Here is a 19,878-nt window from a genome sequence, read left to right as displayed (position 1 = left end):
AAGCGCTTGGTTTGTGCGCTACTGCTCAGGCACGTGATTTGTCTCGGCGAAACGACGGTTCAGTTGCAGAACAGAATGGCTGGTCCAGAGAGTCGAAGGTCCCGTATTACAGAGCCGGGGATGGGCTGATGCATTGCTGGGTCGAGCCACCCTGGCAGAAAACACAGCGGTCGCGGCCTTCTTCTTTTGCGGCATAGAGTGCCGTGTCAGCCTGCTTCACCACAGCTTCCGGATCGCATCGGGCGCCATCCCCCGTGGTAGTGACACCAATACTGACGGTGACGTTTACCGGCCCGTCCGCGACGGCAATGGGCAGTTGCTTGATTCGCTCCCGGATCGATTCAGCCAGCATCATGGCGCCAGAGGCATGTGTAGCAGGCATGATGACGGCGAACTCTTCCCCGCCGTAGCGGGCGACTACGTCCGCCTCTCGCTGGACAGCCGCGGCGATCGTACGCGCTACAAGTGTGAGGCAGTCGTCACCGGCCTGATGGCCGTAGGTATCGTTGAAATGCTTGAAGTGGTCGATGTCCAGAAGCAGCATCGAGAGCGGGCCGTCTCGGCTGGCGCGCTTGCATTCGAGCGAGATTGAGTCGTTGAAGTGCCGGCGATTGTGGATGCCGGTGAGGCCATCGGTAGCGTTCAGTACCTCAAGCAGGCGATTGGCCTCCTCCAGTTCGCCCGTACGTTCGCGCACGCGGTTCTCCAACTCGCTGGTAAGCTCGTTCTGAATCCTGCGGTTCTCATCGGTGAGCAAACGGATGCGGTCAGCCAGTGCCAGTGACAGCAGCAGGACCTCAATGGCCGAACCGATCTGTATGGCGTATTCAGTGATGAAGTTCGCCGGCAGCAGCCCAAACGTTTTCAGGACGTAGCAGGTCATACCGATCAGGAGCGCCGTCCAGGCGATCATGAAATAGCGGGCCGGTTTGAACTCGCGCCACCAACAGTAGACGCCGGTAGCAAAAATCAGCGCCACCATCGTTCCGGCCGCCAGGGTGCTGACGCGAATCGCCAGGTCGTAGGGTGCGACCAGATTCATTACCCAGAACGCGGCGAACAGGGCCATAGCGACCTTGAAACACATATTCAGCCTGGGCGCCGTGGACCAAAGCGCAAGGAACGAACGGGTGAACGCCAGTATGAAGAACATGGCTACAGAGAGGAGGAACGCAACCGATCGGTTGTTCCACTGCGGTGAGTCCGGCCAGAGATACTCGTACGACAGACCGTTGAGAGAGGCCTGCAGAAGCCCATAGAAGATGATGTAGGAGACGTACCAGAGGTAGTTGACGTCCCGGACGCTCAGGAAGATCAAAAAATTGTAAATCGCAAGTGCCAGCAACAAGCCGTAGTAAAGTCCGAACAGAATCTGCTTGTTATGGTCGCGCGCGCTGAATGCGTTTTCGCTCCAGAGGGTCAACGGCATCTGTACCGCTCCGGTCGTCTTGGCCCGGAGAAAGACTTCTACGCTCTCCCCCTGCGCAAGCGCGAAGGCATAGTTAATATGATGGTTTTGCCTGGACCGCTCATTGAAAGGAACCGAGTCACCGGCGATCTGATAGCGCTCATGGCCGTCATCAAAGCGGTAGAAAACTTCCACCTGATCCATGATCGGGTAGAGCATCTCCATTACCCAGCCGCGCTCAGATGAACTGCTATTGTGCAGCTCTATTCGAAACCAGTAAGCGGAATCGGTGAAACCAAAGTTTAACGAGTCATCGAGGCTGCGGCTGAAGGCTCCCGCCTTCCATGCTGCCTGAGCATCCGTCAGGGCCATCCCGCCGGATGGATCCTCGAGGTAAGCAAGACTTGAGGAGAGCTCGTACTGATTCTGGGCAGCAGATAGCGTGACACGCGTGTCTGACTGGACTGCAGACGTCAGGGTCAGCAACAGCAGAAAGAGCATGCCAGCACATAAGCGGCTGACAGGCGAGGAGCTCGCCGGGCGGTGAAACTGGAAGGGAAGAGCAAGCCGTCTAGCCACGTAGTCCGCCTGATTCTTGTTGTAATAGCTAAACTATAGTTCAGTTACCGATCTATTTTGGGGCAAGATGTGAAAGCTTCTTTCACAATTTGTTAACCCCTGGTTACCGAGTGTGTCTCGGTAACCAGGGGCAGGCATTGATGGCCGACTTGCAGCATCAGGCGGGCAGAGGCGCCCTGCTCAGGTGGACGATTCAGACTCTGATGGAAGATCTAGTCTCAGGTGGAAGATTTAGACAGGGCCTGGTCGAGATCGGCCAGGATATCGTCTATGTGCTCGATACCGATAGATAGCCTGACCATATCCCGAGGCACGCCAGCCTTTTTCAGTTCTTCATCGTTCAGTTGGCGATGGGTCGTAGTTGCAGGGTGGCACGCCAATGACTTGGCGTCGCCGATGTTGACCAGCCGAACAATAAGCCCCAGCGCATCGATAAACTGCGCGCCCGCTACCTCGCCGCCAACAATGCCGAATGAAAGGATCGAAGCTGGCCGGCCGCCCATATACCGCTGGGCCAGGGCATGCTCAGGGTGATCAGAAAGTCCGGCGTACTGAACCCACGCAACTTTCGGATGCTGGCTCAGGTATTCGGCCACTTTCATCGCGTTTTCGCAGTGCCGCTCCATCCGCAGACTGAGGGTTTCCAGGCCCTGCAGAATCAGGAACGCATTAAAGGGGGAAAGCGCTGCACCCATGTTACGCAAAGGCACGACCCGGCAGCGACCGATAAAGGCTGCCGGTCCGAAGGCGTCGGTGTAGACGACCCCGTGGTAGGACGGGTCCGGGGTATTCAGCAGCGGAAACCGGTCCGCATGATCGGCCCAGGGAAAGGTACCGCCATCGACCACGATGCCAGCGACGGTCGTGCCGTGGCCGCCCATGTACTTGGTCAGGGAATGGACCACAATGTCAGCGCCATGCTCGATGGGCTTGCACAAGGCGGGTGTCGCCACCGTATTGTCGACCACCAGGGGCACGCCCTTTCGATGCGCTGCCTCGGCCAGCGCAGCAAGATCAATGATGTTACCCGCAGGGTTGCCGATGGTTTCGCAGAAGACCATCTTGGTGCGGTCGTCGATCATCGCTTCCAGGGCCGCGATGTCGTCATGGGCTGCAAAGCGCACCTCGATACCCTGCCGGGGCAGGGTATGGGCAAAGAGGTTGTAGGTGCCACCGTACAGCTTGGCCACGGAAACAATGTTGTCTCCCGCCTCTGCCAGGGTCTGCACGGTATAGGTGATGGCAGCCATCCCAGATGCCACGGCCAGGCCCGCAACGCCGCCTTCCATCGCCGCGACCCGCTGCTCGAGTACATCATTGGTCGGATTCATGATCCGGGTGTAAATGTTGCCTGGCACTTTCAGGTCAAACAGGTCGGCGCCGTGTTGCGTGTCGTCGAACGCGTATGACGTGGTCTGGTATATCGGTACCGCGACCGCTCGCGTGGTCGGATCCGGGCTGAAGCCGCTGTGAATGGCCTGGGTTTCGAGTTTCATTGGACTATTCCTTGAAGGCGAGAAAAAAATCGTGGGCTCGGAGAATCGTACTGAAGAATGCGGCAGGAGGGCGTGGTCGGTCAATCGGCGGCGAGCCGTCGACGCGGGCCATTCGCCCTGGTTGGTCAGTATTCTTGAGCGCACTTGTGCCGTTCGTATTCGTTCAGATACAACCCGCGCCGGATCTTCCGCGGGCGGAAAAGTGTCCTTGGCTACATCCCGATACAAGTCCTTACACGCGTTTTTGGAAAGACCGGTAAACTGGAGCATGAGCTAGCACTCGTGACTGACCGAAAGGCATGCAATAGCCCGCAAGTACCCGGTTACCCATGAAAGCCTGACCAATCGAAAACCTGGCTTAGCAACGCCCAGCTTTCCTGGAGTTCTGAAAATGCATGGCTGACCCTTCAGCCAGATTTGCTATCAGAAGGCCGGCAAGCCAGTAACTGCTCTTACCTGGAGTTCCCTATGAAACACCCTTTCTGGAAGACCCTGTCAGTAATCGCTATCGGTGCATCGCTGGCGGCCTGTGGTGGAAGTGACGACAGTAGTTCCTCCACTACCGGGACATTGTCCCTGGGCCTGACCGACGCGCCAGTAGATTCGCTGAAGTCTGTCTTTATCACCTTCAACGGCGTCTCCATGAAGCCTGCTGATGGCGAAGCTATCGTCTTCGAGTTCGATGAACCAAAGACACTGGATCTGCTCACCCTTCAGGGCGGCAACGCCGCCGCGCTGCTGGATGACGCGACGGTGCAGGCCGGCGCCTACGAGTGGGTTCGGCTGGACGTTAGTGAGTTGGACGGCGATCTTTATGTTATTGATGACAACGAGGGTCAGCACCCCCTCACCATTCCGTCAGTCGCCCAGACCGGGCTTAAGCTCGTCAGCGGCTTTACCGTGCCTGCCGGCGGCTCGGCAGACTTCACTATCGACTTCGACGTCAGAAAGTCCATTGTTGATCCCGGCGGGTTCGCTGGTTACAAGCTAAAGCCCGCACTGCGCCTGATTGACAACGTTCAGGCCGGCAACATAGGCGGAACGGTCGATGGCGCCCTTCTGGCCGCACAGTGTGCTAATTCCCAAACCTATGCGGGGCTGGTCTATGTCTTTGAAGGAACAGATATCGTTCCCAACGACTTTGACGGCACAGACCCCGAGGCGCTTATGGCCGTTCCTGCTGCGGATGGCGACACCGATGGCATCTTTACCTACAAGGCTGCGTTTCTGAGCGAAGGCGAATATACCGTGGCCTATACATGCAGTGTCGATGAGATGGGCGCTAATGACGAGCTGACCTTTGTGGGCACGACCTCTGTCTCGGTGCTGGCAAACGAGGACACCACCGTGAACTTTGAGTCGAACGCCGAGTAGATTGATTAGAATCCGGACAGGACTCAAGCACCAGATCCGGCGCGCCGGCCTCTGACCCAAGAGCAGCCGGTGCGCTTTTCTGTTTCTGTCTGCGCGCTCAGCCGCGAAGTTTTTTCACACACCCTGCAAAATCTGCAGAAACTGCCCCCGAATTGGCTGACCCCGACTGCTTTTAAAAGCCCCATCCTCAAGATGAGTTCCAGTCGTAGTTCTTCGGCAACCACGCTATTTCTCTGTCGCCGGTCGTCGGCGTTTTTGTGTCTGGCATAGCCCATGCTTTCCAAACTGAACCCCGCGACGGTATTCGTGGGGCACCTGTTAATCCCTTACCACAGCACAAGGAGAGCAATTATGACTCGAGGTGTAGGTGGAGAATCACCCGCTAATTTGCAGAAATACCTCAATGGGGTCGATTACCCGGCCAGCAGACAAGCGTTGGCAAAGCGAGCCAAGGACAACGACGCACCCGACGAGGTTGTTGAAGCTATCGAAAATTTGCCATCCGATGAGTTTGGGGGTCCGCAGGACGTGATGAAAGCGTACGGCCAGACGCACTAGTGTTTGGGCGATAGCCCCCCCCACCCGCATTCTTGGGCCGAAGCCACGGTGCGGGTGTCTGACACCGCGGCTGCGTCAGCCGTCCGCAGACTGAGCTGCGCGAGCCGAGCTTTTGGCTGGGCTGTCTCCGGCGCCTGCAACCTGTGGAACAGCGTGGGAATGGTGCAAGGGTGGCGCTGAGAATGGGGAGCAGGCCGGATGAAACAGGATACGGACGTCATCATTGTCGGCGGCGGGATCGCTGGCCTGACCTCTGCGGTTGGGCTGAGTCAACGCGGGCTCAAGGTCACGCTGCTGGAGCGCAGCGACCGGCTCGGAGGTCGGGCGAGAACCTGCGAAGACGATACGACCGGTCAACGGGTGGATATCGGTCCGCACATCATGGTCAGCCAGTACCGCAACATGATGCGACTGCTGCGGGAGCTGGGGACAATTGACCAGGTCGTGTGGCAATCACACCCCCATCTCATTCTGGTGGACAAGCCCCGGCCGGTGGTCATGCGGTTACGTTTGCTGATTGCCCCGCTGCATTTCGCGCCAAGTCTGCTGAACGTGCCCCAGGTCAGTCTGGCGGATCTCCTGTCAAACCGGCGCGTACTCTGGCAGATACTGAGGCTGGACCACGAAAAAATGCTGGAGCTGGACGCCATCAATGCTGAAGAGCATCTGCTGAGCATGGGTGTCAGCGCACGGGCTGTCGACTGGTTCTGGCGGTCAGCAGCCATGACCATCATGAACACGCCCCTGGAACACTGCTCGACCGGTGCCCTGTTCCGGTTCATCCGCTTTCTGGCGGGTCGTAACGACTATCAGGTCGGGTTTGCAGGCGACACCCTGAGCGATCTGTTTGCACCCGGAGCCGCAGAGCGGATTGAGGCCGCAGGTGGACAGCTGCTACTGAATACCGACGTGCAGAGGCTGGAGCTGGAAGGCAACAGATTTGCCGGCGTTCGGCTTCAGGATGGTACGTCCATCGCGGCGAAAGCCTGCATAGTGGCGGTCCCGCCCCAGGACCTCAAGGCCATGCTGCCCAGCTCGGCTTCAGGTAAAGAAACCGTGTTCGGGCAACTGGATGGATTTAAGCCCAGCCCTTACATCTGCAGTTACCTCTGGTTCGACAGAAAACTTACTGATGAGCCGTTCTGGACGAAAGTATGGGGTAAGGACAATCTCAATTATGACTTCTACGATCTCTCAAACATAAAGCCTGCATTGAAGGCGCAGCCCTCGGTGATCGCCAGCAACTGCATGTACAGTCTCGAGAGTGCGGCGCTGGACGATGCTGAAATTGTCCGTCGCACCCAGGCCGAAGTAGCTGAGTATCTGCCCGAAGCTGCCGAGGCCAGGGTCCTGCATGCACGGGTACACCGTATCCCCATGGGTATCGCCCAGCCGTCACCAGGCACCGAGCGATTGCGACCGGACAGCCGCACCCCTTTGGAACGGCTTTACCTGGCTGGCGACTGGATTAATACGGGGCTGCCCAGCTCCATGGAGAGCGCTACCCGGGCCGGTTGGCTCGCCGCTGAGCAGGTTCTCTCTGACAGGGGCGAGCCCTGCCAACTGGCCGAGCCCCTGCCGCCCTTGACCGGGCTGGCGCGGCTGGTGGGCGGGCGACAGCACGTTCATGAGTAGCTTGGATAACGCGTTTCCGCCGGCGCCCTGGCGCCTGAAAGGAACAGCCCTTTTTCAGAGCGGGCTGGTCGGTATGTCTGCCGCCCGCGCCTTGACTCCGCCAGAGCTGGCAGTGGTCCCTGTTCTGCCCGGTAAAACCCTGGGCGGCCTCTACTATGCGCGTTACACGGAGGGGTCCAGTCTCCAGTATCACGAACTCATTGTCGTCAGCGCGGTCGTGCGTTTTCGCTGGAAGCTGGGCGCATGGATTTCGCATATTTATGTGGACGATTTACGTTCGGAGGCCGGCGGGCGCGCGATCTGGGGGCTGCCGAAGCAGCAGGCTCAGTTCGAAGAGATGGCGGATCAGAGTATGAGCATCAGTCAGGCAGGTACGAGGCTCTGTGGCATTGTCCGCAGGACGCCAGACACCTGGCAGACTTTGCCTTTAATGGCGCCGGTGATTTCGGTGAAAGCAGAAGGGCCAGTATGGTTTCGCGGCAACGGGCGCGCCCGTTGCGGCATCAGCCCGGGCACTATTGATGTGCCGGCGGAGAGTCCCTTCGCGAGTTTGAAACTGGGTGCGGAGCCCGGATCACCCCAGCGTCGCCAGCTCCATCTGGACCGGCTGAACCTGGTGATGCAGCCGCCCGGGTAAGGTTGTATTTCGGCAGACACTGCCATCGAGTGCCGCGGCGCGTAAGCTCATCGCTGACCGTTCGCTATCCGCTCCATCGCGCTGTTTCGGGCTTCCATCTGGGCACGTACTGCTTTGGCGTCATTCAACACATTGAGCGCCTGGGATAGGCCCAGCTCGGAATTCTCAGACGATGGAGCGGGCTGGGCGTTAACGGACGTCGGCGGGTTTGCGGCGACGGAGAGGGTCTCGGGCGGTGCGAGCATCGCACGGTCCGCGTCGGAGAGCGACTGGATGATGTTGGTTTGATTGCTCACCTGCAGCTCGGTGAACGGCAGATTTTCCGGTGGAGTATCGCCGTAATGCCAGCGGCCCTTTTCGTCCTGCCATTTGTACGAGGTAGTCACGCGAGCGGTGTTCATGTCCGGCAGGTCAGGTAGTGATACCCCGCTGACATCAGGCAAGGCCAGCGTGGGCCGGCCATTGTCGATTTTTACAAAGAAGGCAAAGCCTACCCCGACCGCGAGGATGCTCAGGGTAAAAAAGCGAACAATCAGTTTCATGTCTGATTTTCCAGAGGTGGCTTCCGTGAAGGGTTCCGCGTCGGGCAATGGACTCTGCGCAGCAATGCACCGCCTTGAGCAAGCATAGTCAAATTCAAGCCGTTTAGCCTAAGCCTGCTCGCGCTTTTGCTCAGCCGTTCCTGCGCGGGTTTTACTGCGTCCCGCAATGAGTGACCCCGCAGTGATCAGAATACTTGCAGCGATTAGTGCGCCCGTGGCTTCGCCAAAACCGGCCAGCACCAAAAGCAGGGTAGAGATAAGCGGTGCGCTGTACGCGAGTGTTCCCAGAAGCTGGATATTGCCGTGCTTCACACCGTAGTCCCAGGTGAAGAAGGCGATGCCGACGGGGCCGATGCCAAGCCCGATAACGCCAACCCATTGCAGCGCATTGACAGGCCAGACTGTCGTCTCCCAGAGCAGGTGACATACCAGCGCCAGCAGCGCGGTCATGCCGCAGAACCAGCCGACGGCGTCGGTGGGAACGGAGCGCACGACGCGGCTGAGCACAGAGTATGACGACCAGATCAGTGCGCAGGAAAACGCGATCAGGTAGCCATCAAGGTACGCCCATGCGAAGCCGTCGCTGTTGCGGGCGACAAGCAGCCAGCAACCGGTCAACGCCAGTACAGTGCCGAAGATGTGTTGCCTGCGTAGTGTTTCGCCGGGGAGTAAAGACGACAGCAGCACAATGAACAGAGGCCAGAGGTATGCAATAAGGCTCACCTCGACCGCAGGCGCGAGGGTCATTGCTTTGAAGTAGGCCAGGTGATAACCGAACAGACCCGCTATACCGATACACCAGGCCAGCGGCGACTGCTTTATAAACTGCACACCGCTGTGGCCCTGCATGCGCCAGCGGGCGCACATGAGAAGAAAGGCGACCCCAAAGGTCATGGCCATCAGCTGAAACTCGGGGATCTGTCCGCCGGTCAGCCTGGTCAGGAGCGCGAGGGTGCCCCAGAGGACTACGGATACGGATCCGATCAGGGTTGCCGTGCTGTGGGGCGCCAAAAATCCTCCAGCTTCTCAGGTACGGGCGGCGGCAGAAGGATTCCGGCCGCGACGCAGGAATCGCGGCAGTTTCGATTCAGGACGGGCGCTCGTCAACCCATGCCTGGACAATCTATTGCTTGAGCATGGCGCGGTATTCCGCCAGTACCTCGTCGTTTTCCGGTGGGTAATCCGGTGCAAGCGCTTTCAGCTGATCCGCAACTAGTCGCGCGACGATGGCGCGGGCGTCCTTTTTGCTGTCTCCGGGAATGATCAGCCAGGGCGCCTCATCGGTGTGGGTGGCCGCTATAGCCTCATCAGCGTACTGGAGGAGTTCCTCCCGCCGGCGCCAGGCCTCGATGTCGGACGGGTCGAACTTCCAGCGTTTGTGGGGCTTATCGAGCCGTTTCAGCAACCTGCGCTGATGCTCCTGCTCAGACATGTGAAGCCAGCATTTAATGATCGTTGTCCCTTCCTGGACAAGATGTTGTTCGAAGTGTCGCAGCGAGGCGTAGCGGTTAGGCCAGTGATAGTGGCCGGCGTCTCTGACCGGCCAGGCCCGCTCGGCAATAACGGCCTCATGATGGCTCCGGTTGAACGCTGCCACTTCGCCAAAGGCGGGCAGGAACGGCGAGACCCGCCAAAGAAAATCATGCTGCGCCTCGGCCCCGTGCGGGCGGCCAAAAGACCAGGCATGGAAGCCCGCAGGATCCATGAACTTTGCCAGGGTTCTGATCAGGCTGTCTTTGCCGCTTGCGTCGAGCCCGTGGAAAACCAGCAGGAGGCTCTGCTTGCGGTTGGCCCACAAACGACGTTGATACTCGCCGATTGCCTCCAGGCTCGGATCCAGGGCTGGCAGGGTTATGCCGTCGCCGACGCTGGTCTCGTAAGCTGACAGTGGCTTATTGCGCTGATAGCACCACGGGCTTTGAGCGGGCGAAAGCAGGTCGGCATCCATAATGCGGCTCCTTCGTGGGCACTCGCTTGTCCCTCAGTTGCGAAGGCCAGCAGCTACGGGGCGCGTGACAGCGACTCGCTGGCAGCGTCTGCTTTTCAGTCAGTTCTGTTTTTCATGGTGATCACGCTTTCGGCGACCAGTTTGCGATCACTGAGTGTGCCTTCGCGCACTTGGCCAACAGCTGTTACAACATCGCCCTTGTCCAGTTTCTGGTAGCCCTGGTCATCCAGCGGGTTATAGTCGAGCTCGGCGGTATCAATGGTGAGCTGGCGCTTACCGAAGTCCATCGTGAAGCGCCGGCCGTCCACGCTGCTGATCGTACCGGTTATCGAAATATCTCCAGCTGTGACCGGTGAGCTCGGCCGCATGTCGAGGCTCGGGTCCCGCCCTTCCTCGTCAGTGGCACTTGCGTAAAAGTAGGTGCCAAGATCTTCGACATAGACATTACGAGCCTCAATTGAAGTCGCTTCGTACGTCTCATCATCGACTTTTCCCGTGACCGTCACGTGGTCGCCGTCCAGCACTTCACTGTTCTCGAAGTACCAGTCATGGGAGTCCATCTCAACAAAAACCTTGCCGCGGCCGTAGTCGAGCATAAAGCTTTCCGGCCCCGTCTCAATGGCCCGCCCACTGATGCTGATCCATGACTCGTCAGGCTTGAGGTAAGCGTTGGTCCCTGGCTTTGGATCTTCAGTTTCATCCTGCGCCAACGCCAGCGGGCACAGCAACAGATTGCCAATAACGATGGCAGAAAGTATCCGTTTGTTCATAAACCAATCTCCTTTTGGTTGTCCAGAAAACTTCTCGCGTTTGTCTGTCCAGGTAGCATCTTGCAGACGGCTCCCGGCGCCGCATAAAGCCTCAGGTACAGTGTGCGGTGCTGAGTTACCCGTGCCGCCTGGCTCGTGCTACGGGCGTTTGTCCAGGCGCTCGGAGTCAAAGGGTTCCAGTCCACGCACTTCTGTTTCGCCGTAAGGAAGTTCATAGGTTTCGAAAGCGGGGTTCCACTGCTGATCGTAACCGTAGAACGGATAAGCATAAGGCCCGATACCGTAGCGCGAGGCAGACTCGATGATTACGGCCTGAATCGCGCCGTCGTGGGACAATACGACGTCGTTAACGTAGCCGTAGCCCACGCCGCCGTTGAGCGTTGCGTAGTCATTCAGCAGGCTGGTGAGCTTCCAGGTTCGGGGCCCGGTCTCAACATCTTCTTCGACTTTGACGGTCTGCCGCAGGTTGCGCCCTGTTATGTGTTTGTTGTCAAAAAGACGATAGCTCTCCACGTTATCTTCAGTCACGGGCACGGTAATCCTGTCTCCGGCCACCTCGACATCTTCCCACGGGACGGCCACAGGGGTGTCACCGATCCCCCATAAGCCACCAACCTGGGCGATAAGAGCAACCGCGCGATTGTCTTCGTCAATGATGATGTTGGCAACGCTGCCAATCTCTTTGCCTCCAGTGGAGTAGACGCCGGACTTCATCAGTCTGTCCGCCCGCATACCACCAAGCTCGTAGAGTTTGTCGTAGCTCCAGTTGTCCAGCTTTATGAATTCGACATCAGCCCCGGCGCTGATCATCGCGTCGGTGTCTTCTTGTTCCAAGGGGGATTGGGCGCAGCCGGCCAAGGCAACGATGAGGGCCAGCGTACAGGACCCGGTCAGAAACTGTTTAGCAGTCATGGTCGCTCCTTTTACCTGGACCGGCTATTGAACCCGGCGATCTCTACCTCACGCTACGAGGCGCTGACATTACCTGTCAAACGGCAGGTGTTTAATTGTTAACCAGCGGGACTGCGGGCCTTCAGCTTTGTAATCAACCGTCTGGACGAGCAGGGCGTAGGCGGTAGCCTCTGCGTCCTCGTGGTTGCGCGGCACAGGCCCATGGAACCCGCCGAGGCTCCAACCCTTCCGGGGCAATTACGTATACGAAAAAGCTATGCCTGCCCGGTTCGCTGGGTTAAGGTGTGCGGGTAGAAAAGATCTGGCAATAAAATTCAGACTAAGACGTTATTCGGTTGTTACTGGTAGTGCACAGTCCTGTCTTTGATTCCCTCGTGTTTTTTCCGCATATCGCTGACCCTCATCATTACGATGAAAGGCAGCACAATTGATTGATTACAGGATGACTCATATGTCTACTACTACCGGTACGGTTAAGTTCTTCAACGAAGCAAAAGGCTTTGGCTTTATTACTCGTGAGAGCGGCCCTGACGTTTTTGTTCACTACAGCGCTATTCAAGGCGGCGGATTCAAGACCCTGGCAGAAGGCCAACAGGTAGAATTCACCGTGACCGAAGGCCAGAAAGGCCCTCAGGCGGAAAACGTAGTTGCCAGCTAAATAGCTAGCACAAGCGTGAAAAAGGCAGCTTCGGCTGCCTTTTTTCATGGGCGCTCGGCTGACCCTCAGTTGACGCCGTAACGACGACCCCGCTCAAAGCGAAAGAAGTCTTCTTCCTCTTCCCGGGCAATCGTCGGCGCGGACGAGCCGAAATATTCCTGTCGTAGCCGTTGCATAGCGTTATCCAATTCGCGTCCGGAAAGGCTCTGTTGGAGTTGCTGGCGTTGGGCCATGTACGCTTCGCCGTTCTGCCATTTTTGCTCCCGTTCCTGGTCCAGCTTGGCCAGACGTTCCACCGCATCTTCGGGATAGCCCAGTTGACGGCGTAGTTCGTTTATTTTGGCCTGCCGCTCCTCATTAGGCAGCGATTTCAACTGATTCTGCACGCTGTTCATACTGAAAAGCGTTCGTCCCATGGTACCGGCGCCAGTCATCCGGGTCGCAAGGTCATCGTCATAAAGATTGTCAACGGTGGCCTGGAGCTGATAGGCAAGCTCCTGAAGAGACAGGTGCTCAGCCTCATTGAGGCGCGTAAGTTCCTGCTGGAAGGCTTCCGATTTTTTCTCAATGGCGTTTTCCTCATCAGCCCATAGCTGGCTGGCCAACTGCCCAAAGATTTCTTCGCGTTTCTGCCAAACCGCCGCCTGGCGTTGCAGAGTTTCCAGCCCTTGTAGCCGAAGTTCCTGCTCATCAAGCCATTCGTAGTACAGGCTCAGCTTCGCGAGCAGGGCGAGAATCTGGTCCTTGAGTTCCGGAAACGCCAGCGCCAACGCATCTTCAAACAGGGCCGCGCCTCGGCTCGGGTATTTTGAGAGTAAAAGTCGCCGCTCTTCGAAAAGCTGTGCCTGAGTGGCTGGCTGATCAATGGTGTCGCCGTATGTCTCAAGGAAGCGAACCGCAATACGCTCTACCAGTTGGGCAGCGTCGACCACGTTAACCTTGTCGGCGCCAGTCGTCTCGGCAACGACGGAATCGGGGTAATCCTTGGCGGCTGGGGAAGGGGTAGTCTCTTGCTCGGGCGGGATAGCAAAAAAAAAGGCCAGAGAGACGGTGATGAGGAGAAATACTGAGAGGCCAACATAACGGCGTTTTGACATTTACTGTACCGATTAGTGCGTGGCGGCCGGCGCCTGTAATAAGGCCGCCGGCGCCCATATGGGTTAGAGCAAAGGTTCCAGTTCTGGCCAAATCAGCTCCGCAAGCTTCTCGGATCCGCTATCGGCTGGGTGGATGCCGTCGAAAATGATATCGCTGTTGACGATCACGTTACGAGGGTCGACAAAGGTACAGTCCAGGGTTGAATTACGGCAGGCCCTGGCGAGTACCTGATTGCCATAGTCCACAGCCTCTTTCAAAGACGCCAGGCGGAAAAGGCCATTTTTGGTGTAGTAGTACCCTAGCAGAACCCCGTTCTCGACACCGGAATCGGAAACCTCGTTGAGAAAATCGACACCCTCGACGTACAGGTCGTCAATCATATCCTTGCAGCTCTGGCTAAGGCCGCCGAATTGGTACCAGCGGGTTTTGCACTTGTTGGGGTCAAAAGCAATAGCTGGCAGCAGGATGTCATTGCCGCCAGCATCGCCCACCATGGTTTTGATGTTCGGGTTGTCACCGTAGGCTTCCCGGAATTGCTCTGGGATCGAAGGCGCAATGGCGCCGGTGCCACTTAACTCTGCGCCTGAGACTGTATAACGGCGGAAGGTTTGCCCCGCCTTTTCTTCAAGTTCGTCCTGGATCTTGCCCGATAACGCGAAGATAGAGTCGCCGATAAACACGACCTCGTCGTTATCAGCGTCAGTCACCTTGTCGTTGCTTAAGAGCGGGCCGAGCTGACCACAGCCGGTCAGTGTTATTGCGAGGCAGACCAGTACGGCGCTGCGCCATTTCGCGGAGATATTTTCAGCGAAAGATCCATGCTTGAGTATCATTGTTGTTTTTCCTTATGTGATAAATCCGTAATTCATTTGAGTACGAGCAGCTTCAAGATGCCTGAGCCGCAGGCAGAAGCCCATGCGAGGAATGACACTTTCTTTGCGAAAAGCGGACAAACAGATGTTAATGTGAACCGTATCTCAGGGGTGTGTGTGATTTTCGGCAATCATCCATGTCAGAACGTTTCCCGGGCTGACGTAAATCATGAAACCGCAGGCACACTCATCACACTCAGTGGCGGACCGCTATCGGTTAGGGATAGCCGGTTTGCGGCAACTGATCGCCTACGCCGTCGCGCACGGGCTGGAAAAAGACGTCTGTTTGCGGGAGGCGGCTGTAACCGCTATGCAGCTCGCCGACCCGGACGCAGAGATCGAAGCCTGGCAGGAACTCAAACTGATCCAGAAAATCTGCGAAACGCTGGGGCAGGACTTCACTCGGGGCTTTGATGTAGGACTGGAGCAGCACCTTTCATCTTTAGGAATCCTCGGCCTGGGAATAATGAGCGCGGCCAATGGCCGCCAGGCCGCTGAGTGGAGCGCCCGATTCACGCAAGTCGGCTTTCCTCTGGTGCGCTACCAACTGAAGATGAATGGTGTCAGTCCCGTCGTGGAGATGCTCCATGATCACCTGCCTCCGGCTGTTACAGCTTTTCTGATCGGGCGTGACCTGGCAATGGTCTATAACATCCATCAGGATCTGCTCTCGGGCCATCCGATTGGGGTAAGCGCTATTGAGCTGGCTTTGCCCTGGCACTCCGGGATGGAGCGGGCTGAATCTTTGTACGGTTGTGAGCTCCAAGTAGGAAAAAGCACGACCCGTCTTTTCCTGCGGCCCGATATCCTGCAACTCGGCTTCTCCCAGGCCAATGCTTTCACCCAGGCCCAATGTGAACGCCGCTGCCAGGAAACGATCGACCGGAGACGCCTTCCCGGCAGCCTGACAGACGAGATCAGAAGCTTCCTGCAGCAAAACGGAAACTGGCGCTGCTCTTTCCGCCAAGCGGCCGTGGCCCTCAACCTGTCGGAACGCAGCGCCCGACGGCGACTGCGCGAAGAGGGAACTGGCTGGCGGCAGGTACGGGAAACTGTGCTGATCGAGTATGCACGCGAACGCCTGCTTTCAGGCGAAGGCATACCCCAGGTTGCCGATGAGCTCGGGTATACAGAAGCGTCGAGTTTCTCCCACGCCTTCAAGCGATGGACCGGGCTCTCCCCCGCCCAGTTTTGCCAGAATTACGGCGAACGGGTCCGAGCTTTTTCTCCCGCCACGGGCGCGTTGGGTCATTCACGTGCCTGAACGCTAACGCCCAGACAGTATTAATGCCCGACGCTGGGGCCTGTCTAAGATAGGAGCTCTTCCGCGATCTGCTCAAGCTCAGTCACGAGCTCGGCCACCGGCAACGGGTCCGGTGGGGTTTCAAACAGATCCGTTTCCAGCTCAGCCAGCTGCGTTATCAGTGGGTCGACGGTCAGTTGGCCCTGTTGCAGGGGCAGGCCGGACGCGTGAAACTTGAAGATATCATTCACCGTACGGGTCTTCCGCGCTTGCTCAATAAGGCGGCGTAGTTGCGAAGAGGACTGTGAGACGGGCTGCGACAATGCTGGACCTCACCAAAAGGCGGACAGGTGCTGTGAAAGCGTAGTATAACCAGCGACGCTGGCTTGAATAGCCTTGGTTTTCAATCTTCTGCTCAGGTGGCGTTGATTTAATCGTTCGCAACCCAATTCTCTGCGCGGTGCTGCCCAGCGAAATTTCCCGCGACAACATCTCTCGTCACGCCTTTTTGCGTCCCGGCTTGGCCATGAGGCGGTTTTTGCCTATGTTCAGAACCGGGTGGCTTCTGATAGCTTGCTAACATGAGCGGATCACTCTACCCCTACCATCTTGAGCCGGCCAAAGTGCGCGCGGAATTCTTCAGGCTGCTGCCCATCTCGCTGTTTGTCATGGCGTTTGGCGCGGCCTACGGCCTTGCGGCGGTACAGACGGGTCTGGCGCCCCTGGAAGCGACCCTGATGAGTACGCTGGTGTTCGCTGGCGCGTCCCAGTTTGCAGCGCTTGGGATGTGGGGGCAGGAGGTCGCCCTGCTGCCGCTGATCGCCGTGGTCTTTGCCATAAACTCACGTCATCTGCTCATGGGAGCGTCCCTGTATCCCATGCTCCGCGAGCTGTCGCCGGCCCGGCGCTACAGTATCCTGCTGGTGCTCTCGGACGCCAACTGGGCCGTTGCGGCTCAGGATTATCAGAGCGGCCGTCACAACCTTGAGGTCATTCTCGGCGGCGGTATCGCGCTGTGGCTTTCCTGGGTGGGCGGCACCCTGTTGGGCGTCTACTTTGGGGGGCTGCTACAGGACCCGCAGAGCCTTGGCCTGGATATGGTGCTCGGCTGTTTTCTACTGGCAATGGCCCTGGGCGGCAAGAAATCGCCCCGCGTTCTCGTCGCCTGGTGCGTCGCCGGCGCTACGGCGCTGTTGGCCTATCGCTGGCTTCCCGCCCATACCCATGTCGTCGTCGGCGCCCTGGCTGGCGGGGCCGTCGGCTTTTTCTGGCTGGAGAAAGCGCCCTCATGACGGTCGAGACGACGGCATTCGGTATTACCCTGATCGTCGTGGTGATGGCGCTCGTCACGCTTGCCACGCGACTCGGTGGCGCTTTGCTGATGTCCTTCGTACCCATCAGCCCGCGGGTCGAGGGCTTCATCAATGCAATGGCAAGTTCAGTACTCATCGCCATTCTCACGCCACTGGCGGTTGAAGGTGACCTCGGCGCACGCCTGGCGTTGGCGTCCACCGCCCTACTGATGCTGCTCTTCCGCAAGCCGCTGCCCGCGATCAGCGCAGGTATCGCCGTAGCCGCACTGACACGCTACCTCGTCTGAGAAGCTCAACGCTGATGACAGAACGGTACTGACCGTCAGGGTGGCGCTTTCCGGTCGATGCGGCCCGTGGCGATTTGCCGAAAAGAACCTATTATTCTGTGGCTAAGGGCCGACTTGCGGGAGAGCCCTATCGCCTGTGGCGCGCCATCTATGCTATATGAGCACTTTGTTAGCCCCACCTTCTTTGATCTATTTTTCGACCTACTATCTCGGAATCAGGAAAAATGCCCAAAGCCAGTGAAATCAAAAAGAATTCGGCCATTGAGTACGATGGCAGGGTTTACTTCGTGCGCGACATCGAGCGCTCCGTGCCTCAGGGCCGCGCCGGCGGCAGCCTCTACCGGATGCGCCTGTACGATGTGGTGACCAACAACAAGAAAGATGAAACCTTCAAGGATTCAGACATGCTGAATCTGGCTGACCTGACCCGGCGCCCAGCCATGTTTTCCTATGCCGACGGCGAGGAATGCGTGTTCATGGACAGCGAGGACTTCACCCAGTACAGCCTTAACCGTGAAGCCATTGCCGACGAACTCCTGTTCATCAGCGAAGACACCCCGGGCGTGACCGTCATTCTGGTCAAGGATGCGCCGGTGGCTCTGGGACTTCCACCGACGGTCGATCTGGACATTGCAGAAACAGATCCATCGATCAAGGGCGGCTCGGCAACAGCTCGCACCAAACCCGCCACCCTGAGTACCGGCCTGGTTGTGCAGGTGCCTGAGCACATTTCTACAGGCGACCGCATCAAGGTGAATGTCGACGAGCGTAAGTTTGTAGGTCGGGCCTGATCCCCAGAGGCACCCGAACAGCGATCTCCTGCCGGATCAGGCTGCTGTAACGGTGCCTTTCACTGGGCCAGAAGCCCGAGCATCAGCGGCATGGTCAGCATGGCCAGTAGCGTCTGGCCACTGATGATTGCCGCCATTAGCGGTGCGTCTCCGCCGAGTTGCCGGGCCAGGATAAATGCTGATGACGCCGTCGGCAGCGACGCCAGCAGCACGGCCACCTGAGCCATTGTCCCGCCAATACCCAGGGCCATACACAGTCCCGCAGTTATCAACGGGAAGAGTACGAGCTTGACCGCTGACGCGGCCAGAAAGCTCGTCGAGGCTCGGCGCAATGCCTTGAGCTGCAGGCCGGCACCCACGGTCATCAGCCCCAGCGGCAACGCCAGGTTGCTGAGCGGTTGAATCACACCCGCGACCAAGGGGTGGAACCCGATAGAAAAATAGCTGATAAACACCCCGCCCAAAGACCCCAGAATCAGGGGGTTGCTGACTATGGAAGAGGCCACAGCGCGGGCATTGATCTGCGACTCGCTGGCGTAAATCGAAAACACCAGAATGCAGATCACGTTCAGAATCGGCACCATGATCGCCACCGCGACCGCCGTTACCGAGAGCGCACCTTCACCATAAAGAGACGCCGCAGCCGCTAGCCCGACGTAGGAATTGAAGCGGATCCCGCCCTGAAAAACCGACGTGAAGACCGCACCCGGCCAGCGAATCAGCCACTGCATCATGACCAGCAGCGCCGCCATCACCAGCACCATCGCAAGAATCAGGACACCGGTCTGTGCATAGATCGAGTGGGGCACATCGGCGCTCCCAAGCTTGAATACCAGCATGGCGGGAAACAGAACGTAGTAGGTGAAACGCTCGGCACCTGCCCAGAAGTTGGCATCGGGGAAGCTGGCCCGCCGGAGGAGGTGGCCTAGAAGGATCAGCAGGAAGACGGGGAGCAGGGCTTGGATAAATCCCATGGGGCCTCATGGATCAGCTAGTTTAGCAGGATGTGACAATTCAGCAGTGTGTGGCGGTTCGGTAGGAGACTAGGGGTTTTAATGGAGTAAGGCCAGTGTTGGGATATGCTGCAGCCTGTGACTTCTCTGTATTTTCGCCTGAAGTCCCTGTTCGCATCGAAGTTTTCGGTCGTGTCCGGGTGACTCGACTATTCTGGGTACTTCCGCTCTAAGTACTTTCGCTCTAAGTACTTCCGGGCGGGAAGCCCATCCGGGCGCGCTATGCACCCTGAGTGATCTCTGCGGGGTAAATCGTGACAGTGGGTTCCCATCCGGGAGACAGGCGGCGGGAGCACCGGGCGAACCATTCATCCAGAAGCAAATGGCAGACTTTCAGTTTGGACGATCTATCAACAGTCATAGACAACATAGAAGCCGGGTATATTTCCCGAAGCAAAATACACGGCTTCGGGCTCTTTGCCGAAAGCGACCTTCCGGCGGGAAAACAACTCTGCACACTTGATGGGCAAGTAGTCCCGTGGGCGTTGCACCAGAGCGAGCAGTTAACCAGTGAGTGGAACGCGCTGTCCGGCAGTCAGTTTCTCGTCCGCCCCTACAGGACGAAGTACTTCTACATCAACCACTCGCGCCAGCCGAATCTCGTTATCAAACACCGCGGTGACGCGCCAATCGTTGTCGTCGCGCGAAGCATAGCCAAAGACGAAGAGATGACGCTGGATTATCGCGAAGAGCCACTATCCGATGACTATATTGCGGCGCATGGGCATACCTATCTATGAGTGA

General features: G+C 57.9%; 21 protein-coding genes. 10 read left to right on the top strand and 11 right to left on the bottom strand.

Features of this window, described 5'->3' with window-relative positions:
- Nucleotides 1-106 precede the first annotated feature (106 nt).
- Together soil367_RS15415 and soil367_RS15410 are read right to left on the bottom strand one after the other, a co-directional pair.
- A complete protein-coding gene (locus soil367_RS15415) occupies nucleotides 107-1,909 on the bottom strand; it encodes a sensor domain-containing diguanylate cyclase (protein ID WP_136549937.1) in 1,803 nt (600 codons plus the stop codon).
- A gap of 296 nt (nucleotides 1,910-2,205) precedes the next feature.
- Nucleotides 2,206-3,483, bottom strand: coding sequence for a bifunctional O-acetylhomoserine aminocarboxypropyltransferase/cysteine synthase (locus soil367_RS15410; RefSeq protein ID WP_136549936.1), 1,278 nt, complete (start codon nucleotides 3,481-3,483; stop codon nucleotides 2,206-2,208).
- 468 nt (nucleotides 3,484-3,951) lie between these two features.
- Here soil367_RS15410 and soil367_RS15405 point away from each other — a divergent pair, with 468 nt between their 5' ends.
- The 4 genes from soil367_RS15405 (at nucleotide 3,952) to soil367_RS15390 (ending at nucleotide 7,687) form a co-directional block, all read left to right on the top strand.
- The gene (locus tag soil367_RS15405; protein WP_136549935.1) at nucleotides 3,952-4,857 is read left to right on the top strand and encodes a DUF4382 domain-containing protein; all 906 of its coding nucleotides are present in this window, start codon (nucleotides 3,952-3,954) and stop codon (nucleotides 4,855-4,857) included.
- A 351-nt stretch (nucleotides 4,858-5,208) separates the two neighbouring features.
- The gene (locus soil367_RS15400; protein WP_136549934.1) at nucleotides 5,209-5,415 is read left to right on the top strand and encodes a DUF2795 domain-containing protein; all 207 of its coding nucleotides are present in this window, start codon (nucleotides 5,209-5,211) and stop codon (nucleotides 5,413-5,415) included.
- Nucleotides 5,416-5,613: 198 nt separating this feature from the next.
- Nucleotides 5,614-7,050 (top strand): hydroxysqualene dehydroxylase HpnE, encoded by a 1,437-nt coding sequence (gene hpnE, locus soil367_RS15395; RefSeq protein WP_136549933.1) that lies wholly within the window; start codon nucleotides 5,614-5,616, stop codon nucleotides 7,048-7,050.
- Entirely contained in the window at nucleotides 7,043-7,687 is a 645-nt protein-coding gene (locus soil367_RS15390; RefSeq protein ID WP_136549932.1) for an acetoacetate decarboxylase family protein, read from the top strand. Before hpnE ends, soil367_RS15390 begins: the two co-directional genes overlap by 8 nt.
- Before the next feature lie 47 nt (nucleotides 7,688-7,734).
- Here soil367_RS15390 and soil367_RS15385 read toward each other — a convergent pair whose 3' ends face one another.
- The 5 genes from soil367_RS15385 to soil367_RS15365 all read right to left on the bottom strand — a co-directional run bounded on the left by soil367_RS15385 (nucleotide 7,735) and on the right by soil367_RS15365 (nucleotide 11,859).
- Entirely contained in the window at nucleotides 7,735-8,229 is a 495-nt protein-coding gene (locus soil367_RS15385) for a DUF4124 domain-containing protein (RefSeq protein ID WP_136549931.1), read from the bottom strand.
- Between the two features lie 108 nt (nucleotides 8,230-8,337).
- A complete protein-coding gene (yddG, locus tag soil367_RS15380; RefSeq protein WP_216642733.1) occupies nucleotides 8,338-9,240 on the bottom strand; it encodes an aromatic amino acid exporter YddG in 903 nt (300 codons plus the stop codon).
- A gap of 112 nt (nucleotides 9,241-9,352) precedes the next feature.
- Nucleotides 9,353-10,177, bottom strand: a complete 825-nt coding sequence (locus soil367_RS15375; RefSeq protein WP_136549930.1) for a polyphosphate kinase 2 family protein — start codon at nucleotides 10,175-10,177, stop codon at nucleotides 9,353-9,355.
- Between the two features lie 95 nt (nucleotides 10,178-10,272).
- Nucleotides 10,273-10,947 carry a hypothetical protein gene (locus tag soil367_RS15370; RefSeq protein ID WP_136549929.1) on the bottom strand — a complete coding sequence of 225 codons (675 nt, stop codon included), beginning with the start codon at nucleotides 10,945-10,947 and terminating at the stop codon, nucleotides 10,273-10,275.
- Nucleotides 10,948-11,085: 138 nt separating this feature from the next.
- On the bottom strand, nucleotides 11,086-11,859 hold the full coding sequence (locus soil367_RS15365; RefSeq protein ID WP_136549928.1) for a PRC-barrel domain-containing protein: 774 nt from the start codon (nucleotides 11,857-11,859) through the stop codon (nucleotides 11,086-11,088).
- Between the two features lie 451 nt (nucleotides 11,860-12,310).
- On the opposite strand from soil367_RS15365, the gene soil367_RS15360 reads away from it, so the two are divergent.
- Nucleotides 12,311-12,517: a cold-shock protein gene (locus tag soil367_RS15360; protein WP_136549927.1), complete on the top strand. Its 207-nt coding sequence runs from the start codon at nucleotides 12,311-12,313 to the stop codon at nucleotides 12,515-12,517.
- Nucleotides 12,518-12,582: 65 nt separating this feature from the next.
- Here the strand turns inward: soil367_RS15360 and soil367_RS15355 are convergent, their stop codons facing one another.
- Nucleotides 12,583-13,614 (bottom strand): lipase secretion chaperone, encoded by a 1,032-nt coding sequence (locus soil367_RS15355; protein WP_136549926.1) that lies wholly within the window; start codon nucleotides 13,612-13,614, stop codon nucleotides 12,583-12,585.
- Between the two features lie 63 nt (nucleotides 13,615-13,677).
- Nucleotides 13,678-14,448 (bottom strand): SGNH/GDSL hydrolase family protein, encoded by a 771-nt coding sequence (locus soil367_RS15350; protein ID WP_246065351.1) that lies wholly within the window; start codon nucleotides 14,446-14,448, stop codon nucleotides 13,678-13,680.
- A 208-nt stretch (nucleotides 14,449-14,656) separates the two neighbouring features.
- On the opposite strand from soil367_RS15350, the gene soil367_RS15345 reads away from it, so the two are divergent.
- On the top strand, nucleotides 14,657-15,751 hold the full coding sequence (locus soil367_RS15345; RefSeq protein WP_136549925.1) for an AraC family transcriptional regulator: 1,095 nt from the start codon (nucleotides 14,657-14,659) through the stop codon (nucleotides 15,749-15,751).
- 44 nt (nucleotides 15,752-15,795) lie between these two features.
- On the opposite strand, the gene soil367_RS15340 is transcribed toward soil367_RS15345, so the two are convergent.
- Entirely contained in the window at nucleotides 15,796-15,981 is a 186-nt protein-coding gene (locus soil367_RS15340; protein ID WP_136549924.1) for a hypothetical protein, read from the bottom strand.
- A gap of 330 nt (nucleotides 15,982-16,311) precedes the next feature.
- Here soil367_RS15340 and soil367_RS15335 point away from each other — a divergent pair, with 330 nt between their 5' ends.
- The 3 genes from soil367_RS15335 (at nucleotide 16,312) to efpL (ending at nucleotide 18,121) form a co-directional block, all read left to right on the top strand.
- Nucleotides 16,312-17,022, top strand: coding sequence for an AzlC family ABC transporter permease (locus soil367_RS15335; protein ID WP_136549923.1), 711 nt, complete (start codon nucleotides 16,312-16,314; stop codon nucleotides 17,020-17,022).
- Nucleotides 17,019-17,330: an AzlD family protein gene (locus soil367_RS15330; RefSeq protein WP_136549922.1), complete on the top strand. Its 312-nt coding sequence runs from the start codon at nucleotides 17,019-17,021 to the stop codon at nucleotides 17,328-17,330. Before soil367_RS15335 ends, soil367_RS15330 begins: the two co-directional genes overlap by 4 nt.
- A gap of 224 nt (nucleotides 17,331-17,554) precedes the next feature.
- Nucleotides 17,555-18,121, top strand: coding sequence for an elongation factor P-like protein EfpL (gene efpL / locus soil367_RS15325; protein WP_136549921.1), 567 nt, complete (start codon nucleotides 17,555-17,557; stop codon nucleotides 18,119-18,121).
- Nucleotides 18,122-18,180: 59 nt separating this feature from the next.
- Here the strand turns inward: efpL and soil367_RS15320 are convergent, their stop codons facing one another.
- The gene (locus soil367_RS15320; RefSeq protein WP_136549920.1) at nucleotides 18,181-19,095 is read right to left on the bottom strand and encodes an AEC family transporter; all 915 of its coding nucleotides are present in this window, start codon (nucleotides 19,093-19,095) and stop codon (nucleotides 18,181-18,183) included.
- A gap of 377 nt (nucleotides 19,096-19,472) precedes the next feature.
- Here soil367_RS15320 and soil367_RS15315 point away from each other — a divergent pair, with 377 nt between their 5' ends.
- Entirely contained in the window at nucleotides 19,473-19,874 is a 402-nt protein-coding gene (locus soil367_RS15315) for an SET domain-containing protein-lysine N-methyltransferase (RefSeq protein ID WP_172962366.1), read from the top strand.
- Nucleotides 19,875-19,878 lie beyond the last annotated feature (4 nt).

Source organism: Hydrocarboniclastica marina (assembly GCF_004851605.1).
Taxonomy (GTDB): Bacteria; Pseudomonadota; Gammaproteobacteria; order Pseudomonadales; family Oleiphilaceae; genus Hydrocarboniclastica; species Hydrocarboniclastica marina.
Note: the sequence above shows the minus strand (reverse complement) of the source record. Positions and strands in the feature narration are given on the sequence as shown.